A 13,708-nucleotide genomic window follows, 5' to 3' on the forward strand; every position below is an offset into this window, starting at 1 on the left:
CGCAAAGCCGATGGCCTGCGCACCCGAGTTGTCGATCAGATCCGGCGGGTTGCCGCCGAGGAAACGCGGCTGCAGTTCCTGGGCGATCTGGGTCGACGGCGACACCTTGACGGTGACGGTCGGGTGGTTCTTCTGCACGAGGTTGGCGGCGAACTCGACATAGTCGATGCCGTAGCCACCGTTGAAGATCACCGCGTCAACGGTCGAACCGTCGGCGAGGCCGAACGGGTTGGCCGCGTCCTGGGCGAGAGCGCTGGTCGAGCCGAGCAGCCCGCCGAGCGGCGCTGCCGCTACCAGGGCCGTCGTGCCGAGCAGAAAGCTGCGGCGGTCGATGGTCTTTTTGAACATTTAGTTCCTTCCCTTCTCCAAGTATTTAGTCGTTAGGCCCCACGCCAAGTGCCTCCGTAATCCCTCAGGATTCCCCACGGATGCGCTTGCCGTAAAGATCTTCGAGAGCGCGATTGTGTTCGTCGCCCCCGGGAATATTCGCCGAGATGTAGAGCGGCGGTGTCTTGCCGCGCTTGAGCAGCGCTTCAGCGACGCCAATGGTGATGCGCTGAGCAATGAATGCTGCAGTGAGTGAGGAGACTGCGCCAACGCCCATGCCACCCTCCAGTTCAAGCGTACTGTCGCCGAAGGGCGCCAGGTTGTCGATGGCGATATCGGCCACTTCCATCAGCCGCTTGCCGCTCGGATGCTTGGGCGTGACTTTGCTGGTGTGGTCGAAGCTGGTCACCGCCACCACCTTGTGGCCGCGCGCCTTGGCAGCCAGCGCCAGCCCGACGATCGAGCCGTTGACGCCCGAGTTCGAGGCGATGATGAACACGTCGTTCTTGTCGAGCTCAAAGAGCGAGAGCAGGTTCTCGGCGACATTGGGGTCGCGCTCCAGCGCCGCACCACCGAGGATCGAGATGTCCTGGCCGCCGCGCAGCACCAATGCGCGCAGCGGAATGCGGTTGGCGGCGATCAGCCCGCCGGCGCGGCCGGCGATTTCCATGGCGAAGGCTTCCGAGTGCCCGGTGCCGAAGGCCTGCACCACGCCGCCGGCGGCGACTGCATCGGCCACCAGCGCGATGGTGTCGTCGATCGCCTGGTTGGGGCCGGCAAGCTTGGCGAGCCGGGTCGAAACTTCGGTATGAAACTGGGTAGTCAGGTCGGTCATAATCACATGGGTTCCGTTAGGTCTGGGCCGTCGCGCGGCGCGCGGCAGTGCTGGGCAGGGCGCCACCCCGCATCGGGCGGCGGCGCGGCGCCACCGCAGCGCCCGAGGCGGCGAGGAAGCGCGTCGTGCGGTCGAAATTCGACTGCGCGATGAGGAGATAAAGCAGATCCACCACGAACAGCTGGCAGTGCCGGGCCGAAAGGTCGGCCGGCTGCAGATAGCCATCGGGCGACGCCGCGATCAGCACGTCGTCGGCGAGCCGAGCCAGCGGCGAATCCGGGTTGCCGGTGATCGACACCGTGTGGGCGCCCGACGCCTTGGCGACGGTCAGCATCTGGATGGTTTCGTCGGTGCGGCCGGTATTGGAAATGCCGATCGCGACGCACCGGTCATCGAGTATGGCGGCACTGGTCAGCCCGTTATGCACTTCGGCCCAGGTATGGACATTGACCCCGATGCGATAGAGCCGGGCTTCGGTTTCGAGCGCCGTAAGCGCACTTCCGCCCACGCCATAGACGTCGAGCTGCCGCGCCTTGACGATCCGCTCGGCGACACGGATCGCAGTGGGCATGTCGAGCAGCCCGGCCGTGGTCTGGAGGCTCAGCACGTGGGTGTTGAGCAGCGCGTTGCGGATCTCGTCCGGCGAGTCATCGGGCCCGAACGAGCGGCCGATTTCGCCGATCCACGCCGCCTTGGCGCCACCGCGGCCGACATCTTCGGCAATCCCGACCCGCAACTGCGAATAGCCGCCATAACCGATCGTCCGGCAGAACCGGGTGACGCTCGCCGCCGAAGTCCCTGCCCGCTCGGCGAGGTCGGTGATCGAGAGGTTCAGCGGCGCCTTGGGATCATCGATCAGGACGGCAGCGATTTTGGCCATCGTAGCCGGCATCTGGGACTGGTAAGTCCTGATCCGGTCGAGCACGCTGAACGTCTTTGCGATGGCGGTCATCTATGGTAAGAGCCCATGCCCTGAAAATCACTCTCAAGAAGGCCGCTGTGCGGATGAAAACAATTCTTATCCAGCAATTTTCACGATGGCAAGCGGGTCGATAGCGCGATGAACAAGGCGTTGCTCGCCATCGACGTGGGCGGTTCCACCTCGCGCGCCACCCTGGTCGATCGGGAAGGCCGCTGCCTCGGCCAGGGCCGCAACCGCGGCGGCAATCCCGCCTCCAACACCCCGGAACAGGCGGCTTCCGCCATCATCTCGGCCGTCGAAGCGGCAGTCGCCGAAGCCGGCGCTCCGCTCGACATCGAGCTGGCGCTGATCGCGCTCGCCGGTCCGCGCGCCCATGTCGCGCAGGATCGGCTGGAAGCGGCGTTTCGTGAAAATGGCTTGAGCGGCCCCCTGGTTTTCGCCGGCGACCTCGAGGCAATGCTTGCGTCGGTCACCGCGGCCCGCGACGGCTACTGCATCGTCGCCGGCACCGGCGCCGGCGCGGTGCGGGTCCGCAACGGCAGTATCGAAGCGGTGGTGGACGCGGCCGGCTACCTGCTCGGCGATCTCGGCTCGGGCTACTGGCTCGGCCATCACGCGGCGATCGCGGTGACCGCCGACCTCGAAGGCCGCGGGCCAAGGACCGCGCTGACCATGGCCCTGCTCGGCGCCTTCGGCATCGCCTATTCCGACCAGAAAGCCTTCAGCGGCCGGCAGCTCTGCCTGCAGCAGTTCGTCGATGCCATCTACAAGCTCCGCCCGATCGAGCTGGCGCGCTTCGCCCCGCTGGTCATCGCCAACCGCACGGACCCGGTGGCGGCAGCCCTCCTGGCGCAATCCGAGGCCTACCTCCTCGCCGACTTCAAGATGATCTTCGACCCCGACATGCCCGGCCCCGTCGCACTCGGCGGCGGCATCGCCCCGCATCTGCTGACACTGCCCGCCGCCGTATCCGAAGTGATCCGCGCCGCCGGCCACGCCCCGGATGTCCGCATCGCCGGCGACGGTTCGGTCGGCGCGGTGGTGCTGGGGCTGCGGGCGCTTGGCGAGACAGTCGACGACACAACGGTGGCGACGGTGGCGGCGTCGATCGCGGAACGCGCGGCTAAGCTGGCGGTGTCGGCTTAACTCGGGCAACCGGGCTCACCCCTCACCCGTCTCGGCCTTTGGCCGATCCACCCTCTCCCCGACGGGGAGAGGAACAGTGGTGGCCACCGAGGCTTCAGGATTCTTCTCCCCCGTCGGGTCGAGGGACGAGGGCGTAGCCCTCGCCCGGAGGTGGCGCGTAGCGCCGGATGAGGGGTCCACGCACTGCTACCACCGCTCTGCGGCACGACAGTTCCTAACTGACCCCGCAGCGTGCGTCCCCTCTCCCTTGGGGGAGAGGGTCAGGGTGAGGGGGCCTTGCCGCAAGCACCGAGTCTGTGAAAGGCCCCCTCACCCGGCCCTGCGGGCCGACCTCTCCCCCAAAGGGAGAGGTGTCCCAGTGCTTGCCCAACCCATTGTTGTCTGACAGCTTTACGGAAATGCCTGTGGGGAGGCCCCTGCCGTGACTGTGACTGTCTCAACCCGCCGTCGTGTCGGGCGTACTGCGCTGGAGCTGCCGGTGTTCGGTTTCGGCGCCGCGCATCTGGGCGAGCTCTACGCCAGACTGGAAGAATCCCAGTCGCAGGCGACGCTGGCGGCGGCCTGGGAGGCCGGCGTGCGCTTTTACGATACTGCTCCCTGGTATGGCCGCGGGCTCTCCGAGCACCGGCTCGGCGGGTTCCTCCGCACCCGCCCGCGCAACGAGTTTATCGTCAACACCAAGGTCGGCCGCATCCTTCATCGCCCGGCCGATCCCGCGACGTTCAGTACCGCCCCCTGGGCCGGCGGGCTGCCCTTCGAAGTGGAGTTCAACTACACCCGCGACGGCGTGCTGCGCGCCTACGAGCAGGTGCTGCAGCGGTTGGCGCTCAACACCGTCGACTCGCTGGTGATCCACGACCTCGACACCATGTTCCACACCCCCGAACTGGTGATCGGGTACCTGAAGCAACTCACCGATGGCGGTGGCCTCAAGGCATTGCAGGAACTGAAGGCCGCCGGCGACATCAAGGCGTTCGGCATCGGCAACAACGTGCCCGGCAATCTCGACGAGATGCTCCGTGCCATCGATGTCGATTTCGCCATCGTCGCCATGCCCTACACGCTGCTCGACCAGGGCGTGCTCGATACCAGCATGCAGCTTTGCCTCGATCGAGGCATCAGCGTCGTCATCGGCGCCCCCTTCGCCTCCGGCATCCTCGTCACCGGCTCAGGCGCCGGCGCCATGTACGCCTATGGCAAAGCCCCGCCCGAGGTGCAGGCGAAAGTCCGCGGCATAGAAGCAGTGTGCGGGGCGCACAACGTCAGCATGCCGGTCGCAGCGCTGCGGTTCCCCCTCGCCCATCCGGCGGTGGTCTCGGTGATCCCCGGTGCGGCCAAGCCATCCGAGGTGCAGGCGAATGTCGCGGCGCTCGCGGTGCAGATTCCGGCCGCCTTCTGGTCGGATCTGAAGGCACAGGGATTACTGGCGGCAAACGCGCCGGTGCCGGGCTAAGGCGCGGTGCCGTGTGGTTTGCTCGATCTGGGCCCCATACACCGGATGGGTGGGGAGACGGCAGCGGGTCAGTTCGACTAACGGCCGCTCCACCCGTGCCCCCTCAATCCAGCTCCCGCACCCTGAGCGCCAGGTACGGCCGGCTTGGCAGCTCGACCCCGAATGCCGCATCGGCTTTGCCACCCCGCACCACCTCGCCATGCCGCGTCGGATGCGGCACCAGCGCGGCAATCCGCTTGGCCGGCGTCACCGTCATCGCCCAGGTGTCGATCAGATCGACCTCGAAATTCCCGTCCTCCTTGGGCAGCCCGGTGGTCCACTGGTTGGGCTGGTGCTCGCCGAAATAGATGTAGCTGACCTTGCCATCGCGGGCGCCCGAGATGCGGCTCCACGGCCAGGCGGCATTGTGCCCCATCGGCGTCAGCCCGTCCGTCGCGTCTTCCTCGATGATCTGGCGGAGGAACCCGATGCGCTTCCAGGCTTCGCCGTGGAGCTTGCCGCCCTTGGCCCACCAGATCAGGTCGTCGGGGTCGGCATAGGTCTCGCCATGCCCCGCGTAGCCGCCGCGCATCACCGTGGTCCAGAACCGGTGCGTGAGTTCCTGGGCGGTGATGTTGCCCCAGCTCGGCCAGATATTGCCCTCGTATTCCGGCTCGTCGTTGACCACGGGCTTGCCATACTGCTCGCGCCATTCAGGCGTCCGCTTCACATCCCAGTTCTGGATGCAGACATGGCTGACCCAGGCCTTGCGATGGTCGAAGTTCATCGACTGGTCGCCATTGTGGATCGACTTCAGGTGCCCGTAGGGGTCGTTCTCTTCGAGGATGTGGAAATAGCGGTCCCACTGCGCCACGGGCTTGGTATCGAGCAGGAAATCGTACTCGTTGGCCAGCGCCCACCAGACGTTGGAATAGGCCGCGAGCCGGGCCGCGAGATAGGCGACATAGCGGAAATCCTGCTCCGCCGACATGTTGGAATAGCCCCAGCGGTCATAGGGGTGGAAGATGATCAGGTCGGCCTCGATCCCCATGTCGCGCAACTTGCCGACCTGCTGCTCGAAGTGCTGGAACGCTTTGGGATTGGGCCGGTCGAAATCGAGCCTGCCGTCGGCGCCGGTGAGATAGACATCCTGCAGCGGCTCGTTGGTGTTGAACGGATAGTCCTTGGGGAACACTCCCATGCGGATCTTGTTGAACTTCGCCTGCGCGAGCGTCTCGAGCGTTTCGGCTTGCATGGCGAGCGGCTGGTGCGTCCAGGCATAGCAGGTGGTGCCGAACGGCACATAGGGCGTGCCGTCGGCATGGGCGAAGTGGAACTTGTTCGTCACGGCCACCGGCCCGTGCTGGCCGGGGCGCGCCGCGGTGACGGTGAGGCTGCCGGTCTTGCCGTCGAGGTCGGCAGTTTTCGAGCGCGTGCGATACGTCCACTCGCCTTCGTTGTCGGGCATGAAGCGCACCCGGTAGGTACCCTCGCCGTCATAGAACCCGGGCACCCGCACTTCTCGCGAATGCTGCGCGAACACTGCGTCGAAGCTCACCTCGAGATAGGGGTTGCCGCTGGCCGGGCCGGCAAAGCTCGCTTCGAAAATATCGTACTTGGCGGTCATGGAGAGATCCTCAGTCGATGCGCCTGAACAGCAGCGCGAGATAAGGTTTCGGCTCGAAATGCAGCACGTCGCCGCGCTTGACGCTCGGCGCCAGCAGCGTCTCGGTCATGTTCCAGGTGTCGATCAGCGTGGCGCTGTACTGCTCGTCGGGCGGCACGGCGACCGTCGCCTCGCTCGGCTGGTTTTCGCCCAGGTAGCTCAGGTAATAGCGGTGCGGCTGCCCGGCAGTCGGCCACCACGCCATCGCCGGAGCCCAGCCCTCTTCGCCCGCCGGCGGCACAAACAGCTGCTGCAGCACCACATTGTCGAGCCCGCCCGCGATCGCAATGCGATAGGCGCCGGTGGATTTGACCGGATCGAGCCCCTCCTCGGGCCCCTCCTCCATGATGCGGCGGAGAAAGGCGATGCGCGCAACGCTCTCGCCGATCAGCTTGCCGCCCTTGGCCCACCAGATGGTGTTGGTTTCATTGTTGAAGGTTTCGCCATGGGTGACGTAGCCGCCATTGACCACCCCATCCCAGAACCGGCGCACCATCTTCTGGCCGGAAATATTGCCCCAGAGCTCGGCGATGGTCCCCTCGTAACAGCACTCGTCGATCGACACCGGCTTGCCGTACTTCTCGCGCCACACCGCCGACTGGTTGGCCGCCGAACGCTGGATCGAGGCGTGGCTAATGCGCGGGTGGTTGTGGTCGTAGAACTTGAAGCAGTTATGGACGCTGAGCAGGTGCCCGAAGGGGTCGTTGTCGGCGGTGATGTTGATGAAGCGGTCCCAATCCTGAGGGGTCTTTTGCGGCATCAGGTCGTATTCGTTGGCCATCGACCACCAGACATTGGGCAAGGCGGCGAGCCGCGCGGTGAGGTAGCGCAGGTACCGGTCGTCCTCGGCCGGCGACATGCGCGAAAAGCCCCAGCGGTCATAGGGGTGGAAGACGATCAGGTCGGCTTCGACCCCGATCTCCGCCAACTGGTTGATGCGCTGCTCCAGGTGCTGGAAATACGCCGGCTCGAACTGGGTGAAATCGAACTTCCAGCCGTACTTGTCGGCCCCTGCGAAGCTCCCATCCCACTTGCTCCTGCCCGCTGTCACGAGCTTGAACGGGTACCGCTCGGGCTCGTTCTCATTGTAGCGGTAGTGCTTGGGGAACACGCACATGCGGATCTTGGTGAAGGGCGCCGCGGCGAGGCTCGCGAGCGTCTCTTCTTCCAGCGCGTCGCCCTGCAGGTTCCACACATAGGCTGTGGTGCCGATATTGATGTAGCGCGTGCCGTCCGCGTATCGGAAATGGTGCCGGTTGGCGACCCGCACCGGGCCGTGATGGTTCGGTAGTGCCGGTCCCACCTCGAAGGTGCCGCCGAGATGGTCGAGCTCGGGCGCATTGCTGCGCGTCTCGTAGCTCCACGCCCCCGTCGTGTCGGGGAGGAAGCGCAGCTTGTAGACCCCGGCCCCGTCATAGAACCCATTGACCCGCACTTCGCGCTCGCCCTGCCGGAAGATGGCGGTGAGCGCGACATCGAGGAACGGGTTGCCGGTGGAGGGGCCGGCGAGGGTGATCTCGTGGGTCGCCCAAAGCGAGGCGGTGGTATTGGTCATCTGCGAATTCCCTTGAAGTACAATGTGGTGCGCCAGCCCAGAAGGCCCCCTCACCCGGCCCTTCGGGCCGACCTCTCCCCCCAGGGAGAGGTGACGATGGGGGCGAGATGGTGCCACCCTTCCACCTCTCCCTGGGGGGAGAGGTCGCCGCGCAGCGGCGGGCGAGGGGGCCTTTTGACCTCTACCAAAATCACGCCGCCGCCTTCCGCGGCCGCCAGCGGGTTTTCGTGGTCGGGATCGAGCTCAGCAGCAGCTTGGTATAGTCGTGTTGGGGGTCGCCCATCACCTGCCGGGCGTCGCCGAATTCCACCACCACGCCCTTGTTCATCACCGCGACGTAGTCCGAGATGTAGTAGGCGGTGGCGAGGTCGTGGGTGATGTAGAGAAAGCTCCGACCGGCCTCGTCGCGCAGCTGCTTGAACAGGTTGATGATGATCATCCGCCGCGACGCATCGATCATCGACACCGGCTCGTCCGCGACGATGAGCTTGGGCTGCGGGATCAGTGCCCGCGCCACCGAGATGCGCTGCAATTCGCCGCCCGAGAACTGGTTGGTGTACTTGCCGCGCACCGCCTCGTACTTGAGCCCAACGCTCTGGAGCGCCGCAGCCACGGCCGCCTCTGCTGCGGTCGTGTCCATGCCGGCAACGCGCTGCGCCGTCTCATGCAGATACGCATCGACCGGCCGATACCGGCTGAAGGCCTCGAACGGGTTCTGGAAGATCGGCTGCACCAGCCCGAGGAACTGCTTCTTGCTGAGCGTCGTGCCTTTGCCGGTGACCACTGTGTCGTAGACGATGGCCCGTCCCGAACTCGGGGTTTCGAGCCGCAGCAGGGTCTTGGCCAGGGTGGTCTTCCCCGAGCCGGATTCCCCGACCACCGCGATCACCACCGGCTTGTCGCTCTCGACCGTGATGTTGACGTCGTTCAGCGCCTTGACCTGCCGCGAGCGCACCAGCCCGCCCTGCCGGTAGACCTTGTTCAGCCCTTCGGTCTTCAGGATCACGGTCATGCCGCCGCTCCCAGACTTTGGCTCGGTCGCGCCATGAAATGGCCCGGCTTCACCTCGATCAGCTCCGGTTCCACCCGATAGGCACGGTCGCCCCCTGCCCCGGCCATGCTGGCCAGCACGCCGCGCATGCTGTCGTCGCCAATGGTGGGCAGCGAGTCGATCAGCATCTTGGTGTAGGCGTGCTGGGGGTCGGCGAAGACGCTTTCGGTGTCGCCATATTCGACCACCCGGCCGGCATACATGATCAGCATCTTGTGGGTGACCTGGTAGTGGACGCCCATGTCGTGCGAAACAACGAGGATGGTGTTGCCCATCAGCTCCTGCACTTCCATCAGGAGCAGCAGGATTTCCTTCTGCACCACCACGTCGAGCGCGGTGGTCGGTTCGTCCGCGATGATCAGCTCGGGCTGGAAGAAGGTGGCGAGCGCGATCATCACCCGTTGCCGCATGCCGCCCGACAGCTGGTGCGGGTAGGAGTCCATCGCTTCGGCCGGCAGGCCGAGCTTGCCGATATAGGCCCGCGCCCGCTCCAGCACCCGCTTCTTGTTGCTGTCGGTGCCGGGGAAATCGGTGAACTGGTCGCGGATGCGAATGACCGGGTTCAGCGAGTTCATCGAGCTCTGGGGGATGTAGGAGATCGACTTGAACCATTCCCGACGGATGGTCTGCGTCGTCACCGGCAGCCCGTCGGCGCCCTTCATGCCATATTCGATGCTGCCGCCCGAAAGCGACATCGGCGATTGAATATCGCCATAGATCGCCTTCATCAGCGTGGACTTGCCGCAGCCGGATTCTCCGGCAATGCCGACGATCGAGCCGTCCGGAATGGTCAGCGTCACACCGTTGACCGCTTCGATCACCCGGTTGCCGATGCGATAGCTGATCCTGAGATCGTTGAGTTTGATCATGCGACACCCCGCTTGTTGGCGAATGCGGCGTTGAAGCCGGTCGAAGTCAGGAACAACCCGAGGAACAAGAGGATCGAGGCGACGATCGGCGCCACCAGCCAGGGGTAGTTGCCGGTGAACAGCGCGTTGTAGTTGAGCGCCCAGAAGATGATCGAGCCGAGCGTCGGTATCTCGACCTTCGAAAGCCCGATCACCGCCAGCGTCGCCTCGGTGTTGACCGCAAACAGGATCGTGTTGATGAAGCCCACCACCATGTAGGCCGAGACGTACGGGAAGATTTCCCTGACGATGATCGCCACGGTGCCGGCGCCCGAGAATCGCGCCATGTTGATGAACTCGCGCTCGCGCAGCGACAGCGCCATAGAGCGGATGGTGCGGGCGCCCCAGGCCCAGCCGAACACCACGATGATCAGGCCCACCGTGAGGAACGTGGTGTTGCCGCGGATCACCGCACCCAGGATGATCATGATCGGCAGCAACGGAATGGTGATGAAGCTGTCGACGATCAGCATCACCGCGCGCTCGTAGTTCCCTCCGATATAGCCGGCGCTCAGGCCGACGGCGGTCGAGATGATCGTGACCCCCACCCCGACCAGGATGCCCAGGATCAGCGAGTTGCGCACGGCGAACACCAGGAACCAGAAGATGTCCTGGCCCAGCGCATTGGTGCCGAGCAGGTGCTCGCCCGACATCGGCATGTTCTTGAGGTAGGTCGCCTGCAGCGACGGATCGGCCGGACAGAAGAACGGCAGGATGAAGCTGCCGAGCACGAAGATGGCGATCAGCGTCAGCCCGATGGCGAGGCGGGCATTGAGCAGCCATAGCCAATTGCCGCGTCGGCCGCTATCGGCAGCGGCGGGGAGCGCGGCGCCAGCGGGCGCCGAGGTGGTGTCCGTGGTCATTTGTGGCGGATCCGCGGGTCGAGAAGGGGATAGATGAGGTCGATGACGAGCCCTGCCGTCGCGACGGCGAGGATGGAGACGGCGATGGCGCCGTAGAGCACGTTGTAATCGCCACTACTGGCGGCGGTGCGCATGATCAGCCCGACGCCGGGATAGGAGAACAGCATCTCGGTCAGGAGCGCGCCGTTGAACACCGTGCCCAGCGACAGCGCCAGCGCGGTCACCTGCGGCAGCATGGCGTTGCGGAACACGTAGCGCACCATGCGCGTCCAGTTCGACGTGCCCTTCAGTCGCGCATAGGTGACATAGGGCTCCTCGGTGGTCGCCACCGCCAGCGCCTTCATCGAAAGGATGTTCCAGCCGAACCCGGCCAGCACCAGCGTCAACGCCGGCAGCAGCGAGTTGTAGATCACCATGCCGAATTTCTGCGGTGTCATCTGGCCGACCGGGAAGGTCGGCGACAGCGGGAAGATCGGGAAGATATAGGCGAGCAGCAGGATCACGCTGACCGCGAGAATGTAATAGGGGATCGGGTACAGCAGGATCCCCACCAGCTCGAGAATGGTCGCCGCCTTCTTGGTGTGAAAGTAGCCGGCAACCAGCCCGACGAGGTTGCCCAGCGCCCAGGCGATCAGCGTCGAAACCAGCAGCAGCCCCAGCGTCCAGGGCAGCGCATTGAAGATCATCGAGCCGACCGTCTGCGGGTAGTAGGTGAAGCTCGGCCCGAAATCGAAATGCAGGATCACCCGGTCGAGATAGGCCAGGTACTGGCTGAACAGATCGCCCTTCAGACCGTAGAGGCCCTCCAGGCTTTCCCGCAGCTGCGCGATGGCCTCGGGCGTCAAGGCGCCGCTGGCGCGGGTCTGCAACTGGCTGATGTAACCGTCGATCGGGTTGGTCGGCATCAGCCGCGGCAACAGGAACGTAATGGTCAGCCCGATGAACAGAACCGCGAGGTAGAGGCCGATACGCTTGGCCACATATTGCACGACACCCATGGGGACCAACCTGTATTGCACGAGAACCGAGAGGGGATGGGGCGGCCGGGAGGTTGCCGCCCCACCTGCGTGGCCGGCTTACTTGCCGGTCGGCTGGATGTTGATCAGCGTCTTCTTGAACGACGACCACCAGCTGTAGGGGGCGGCGTAGAAGTTGTCCGCCTTGGGGTAGTTGGTCCAATAGGTGTTGTTGGTCGGAATGGTGGTGGGGATGTTCATCAGCTCGATGACCTGCATTCCTGAGGTCAGCTTGCGGGTGATCTCACGCCCATTCTCGACGAACTCGTCCGAACCGATCTCCAGCGCCTTGCTCTTTTCGACGATATCGAAAATCGCCGGGTCGGTGACGCGCAACAGGTTGTTGCCGTTATTGTTGTCGTTGGAGTCGAACGGGAACACATATTGCTCGCGCATCGATTGCCAGCTGTTCAGCCAGTTGGCGTTGTAGACGCAGGTAGCGCCCCACTGCATCATCACGTCGAGCTTGGCGTTGGTGTTCGACACCGTGGTGAATTCGCCGTTGTCGACCTGCCGGGCGGTGACGTTGAAGCCCGCCTTCTTCCAGCTGTCGGCGATCGAGAATCCGACGCGCTGCATCACCTTGTTCCAGTCGGCCGGAACCACCAGTTCGATGGTCCAGGGCGAACCATCCGGCTTGGTATAGAAGCCGTCGGCGCCCTTCTTGATGCCCACCGAAGCAAGCAGCTTCTCGGCCTCAGCCAGGTCATACTTCCACCAGCCCACGCCGAACCCGGCCTTCACCGCGTCGCCGCTCGGCAGCTGGTCGGCGGGCGTGCCCTGCGCCTTCAGCTTGTCGACCAGTTCCTGTCCGAAGTTTGGGTTGAACGGCTTGTAGCCATCGGCCAGCGTCAGCTCGTTGAGGAAGCCCTCGAGCGGCTCGTAGAAGATCGGTCCGGTGATCGGGGTGTCGGCGATCGGCAGCGCCGCCGGCTTGAACTGGCCGCTGACCGAGGTGATGCCGACCGTCTGCAGGTCGAGAGACAGCGCCAGCGCCCAGCGCACTTCGGGTTTGTCGAAGGGCGGCTTCTGCTGGTTGATGTAGGCGCCATAGGCGCATGCATCGTTCATGTCATGATACGGCAGCGTCGGCGAGAACGTTTCGATCGCCGGATTGCGCGCCTTGGCTGCGGCAATTGAGTCCGGGCTCATGAAGGTGTCGATGTCGTACTGGTTCTGCACGAATGCCAGCGTCCGGGTCTCTTCGGCGCCGAAATCCTTGTAGAGCACGTATTTCGGCTTGGGCTCGCCCGAGTTGCCCCAGGCTGAACGCTGCCAGTCCTCGCGCTTCTCCCACAGCTGCCAGAAGCCGTTGGGATCGTATTCCTTGATCTTGTAAGGCCCGAGCGTCACCGCCGGCGCGCCCTTGTAGGTGACGACCTGGTCGCCCAGCGGCTCGTAGATGTGCTTGGGCACGATGGTGAACAGCGAGCCCCAGGAATAGACGCCCATCACCGTCTGGAAATCGTAGGCCGGGGCGGCCGTTTCGACCTCGAAGGTATAGTTGTCGATCTTCTTCCAGCTCGCATCCTTGATGTAGTTCGCGGCACGGAAGACGAAGGTCAGCTTGTCCTTGTATTTGAAGGTGGTGTCGAGCGTGTAGATGATGTCGTCGACGGTAAACTCGACCCCGTCGCTCCAGAACACGCCGGGCCGGATCTTGACGCGAAACTTGGTGTGCTCGGGATTGAGCACTTCCACCGGTCCATCGGCCAGCTCAGGGTAGGATTGGCCGGTCGCGGTATCCATCTCCCACAGCCACCCCCAGCCGAGCTCGCGGAAGCCACGCCACACCGCATACTGATTGAGCGGGTTCTGCGCATCGGGGTTGGCCGTCTTGCCGTCGAAGGTCTGCACGATCAGCGTCTCGCTGCGGGGCGTGCCCACATCGGTCATTTCCTGCGCGTAGCTGGCGCCTGCCAGCAGCAGGCCCGCCAGCGGGGCCAGCACGTATCGGCCAAGCCGTACCATTGTCCGTGTCCTCCTC

The 13,708-nt window shown here is 64.7% G+C and carries 12 protein-coding genes; 2 read left to right on the forward strand and 10 right to left on the reverse strand.

All coding sequences use genetic code 11. The features are described 5' to 3' along the window. The 3 genes from VGV07_RS11085 to VGV07_RS11095 all read right to left on the reverse strand — a co-directional run. On the reverse strand, positions 1-348 hold a 348-nt coding region (locus VGV07_RS11085), incomplete at its 3' end, for a hypothetical protein (RefSeq protein ID WP_326868751.1). A gap of 64 nt (positions 349-412) precedes the next feature. Beyond that, entirely contained in the window at positions 413-1,162 is a 750-nt protein-coding gene (locus VGV07_RS11090) for an SIS domain-containing protein (protein WP_326868752.1), read from the reverse strand. A gap of 16 nt (positions 1,163-1,178) precedes the next feature. Continuing rightward, positions 1,179-2,114: a MurR/RpiR family transcriptional regulator gene (locus VGV07_RS11095; protein ID WP_326868753.1), complete on the reverse strand. Its 936-nt coding sequence runs from the start codon at positions 2,112-2,114 to the stop codon at positions 1,179-1,181. 108 nt (positions 2,115-2,222) lie between these two features. Between VGV07_RS11095 and VGV07_RS11100 the strand changes: the two genes are divergently transcribed. Continuing rightward, a complete protein-coding gene (locus VGV07_RS11100; RefSeq protein WP_326868754.1) occupies positions 2,223-3,230 on the forward strand; it encodes an N-acetylglucosamine kinase in 1,008 nt (335 codons plus the stop codon). 421 nt (positions 3,231-3,651) lie between these two features. Beyond that, positions 3,652-4,683, forward strand: a complete 1,032-nt coding sequence (locus tag VGV07_RS11105; protein WP_326868755.1) for an aldo/keto reductase — start codon at positions 3,652-3,654, stop codon at positions 4,681-4,683. A gap of 103 nt (positions 4,684-4,786) precedes the next feature. On the opposite strand, the gene VGV07_RS11110 is transcribed toward VGV07_RS11105, so the two are convergent. The 7 genes from VGV07_RS11110 to VGV07_RS11140 all read right to left on the reverse strand — a co-directional run. Beyond that, on the reverse strand, positions 4,787-6,289 hold the full coding sequence (locus VGV07_RS11110; RefSeq protein ID WP_326868756.1) for a DUF5060 domain-containing protein: 1,503 nt from the start codon (positions 6,287-6,289) through the stop codon (positions 4,787-4,789). Positions 6,290-6,299: 10 nt separating this feature from the next. After that, positions 6,300-7,883 carry a DUF5060 domain-containing protein gene (locus VGV07_RS11115; RefSeq protein WP_326868757.1) on the reverse strand — a complete coding sequence of 528 codons (1,584 nt, stop codon included), beginning with the start codon at positions 7,881-7,883 and terminating at the stop codon, positions 6,300-6,302. Between the two features lie 190 nt (positions 7,884-8,073). Beyond that, positions 8,074-8,895: an ABC transporter ATP-binding protein gene (locus tag VGV07_RS11120; RefSeq protein WP_326868758.1), complete on the reverse strand. Its 822-nt coding sequence runs from the start codon at positions 8,893-8,895 to the stop codon at positions 8,074-8,076. Further along, positions 8,892-9,803: an ABC transporter ATP-binding protein gene (locus tag VGV07_RS11125; RefSeq protein ID WP_326868759.1), complete on the reverse strand. Its 912-nt coding sequence runs from the start codon at positions 9,801-9,803 to the stop codon at positions 8,892-8,894. Before VGV07_RS11125 ends, VGV07_RS11120 begins: the two co-directional genes overlap by 4 nt. Continuing rightward, positions 9,800-10,705: an ABC transporter permease gene (locus VGV07_RS11130; RefSeq protein ID WP_326868760.1), complete on the reverse strand. Its 906-nt coding sequence runs from the start codon at positions 10,703-10,705 to the stop codon at positions 9,800-9,802. Before VGV07_RS11130 ends, VGV07_RS11125 begins: the two co-directional genes overlap by 4 nt. Continuing rightward, positions 10,702-11,703, reverse strand: a complete 1,002-nt coding sequence (locus tag VGV07_RS11135; RefSeq protein WP_326868761.1) for an ABC transporter permease — start codon at positions 11,701-11,703, stop codon at positions 10,702-10,704. The genes VGV07_RS11130 and VGV07_RS11135 overlap by 4 nt, the downstream gene beginning before the upstream one ends. Before the next feature lie 78 nt (positions 11,704-11,781). After that, a partial coding sequence (locus tag VGV07_RS11140; RefSeq protein ID WP_326868762.1) for an ABC transporter substrate-binding protein occupies positions 11,782-13,708 on the reverse strand: 1,927 nt, incomplete at its 5' end.

The organism is Devosia sp., from assembly GCF_035944845.1.
In the GTDB taxonomy this organism is placed as follows: Bacteria; Pseudomonadota; Alphaproteobacteria; order Rhizobiales; family Devosiaceae; genus Devosia_A.

Excerpts from the sequence above, each read along its gene's own strand:
- VGV07_RS11090 (WP_326868752.1), bottom strand. The coding sequence starts at position 1,162 with ATGACCGACCTGACTACCCAGTTTCATACCGAAGTTTCGACCCGGCTC.
- VGV07_RS11095 (WP_326868753.1), bottom strand. The coding sequence starts at position 2,114 with ATGACCGCCATCGCAAAGACGTTCAGCGTGCTCGACCGGATCAGGACT.
- VGV07_RS11100 (WP_326868754.1), top strand. The coding sequence starts at position 2,223 with ATGAACAAGGCGTTGCTCGCCATCGACGTGGGCGGTTCCACCTCGCGC.
- VGV07_RS11110 (WP_326868756.1), bottom strand. The coding sequence starts at position 6,289 with ATGACCGCCAAGTACGATATTTTCGAAGCGAGCTTTGCCGGCCCGGCC.
- VGV07_RS11115 (WP_326868757.1), bottom strand. The coding sequence starts at position 7,883 with ATGACCAATACCACCGCCTCGCTTTGGGCGACCCACGAGATCACCCTC.
- VGV07_RS11120 (WP_326868758.1), bottom strand. The coding sequence starts at position 8,895 with ATGACCGTGATCCTGAAGACCGAAGGGCTGAACAAGGTCTACCGGCAG.
- VGV07_RS11125 (WP_326868759.1), bottom strand. The coding sequence starts at position 9,803 with ATGATCAAACTCAACGATCTCAGGATCAGCTATCGCATCGGCAACCGG.
- VGV07_RS11130 (WP_326868760.1), bottom strand. The coding sequence starts at position 10,705 with ATGACCACGGACACCACCTCGGCGCCCGCTGGCGCCGCGCTCCCCGCC.
- VGV07_RS11135 (WP_326868761.1), bottom strand. The coding sequence starts at position 11,703 with ATGGGTGTCGTGCAATATGTGGCCAAGCGTATCGGCCTCTACCTCGCG.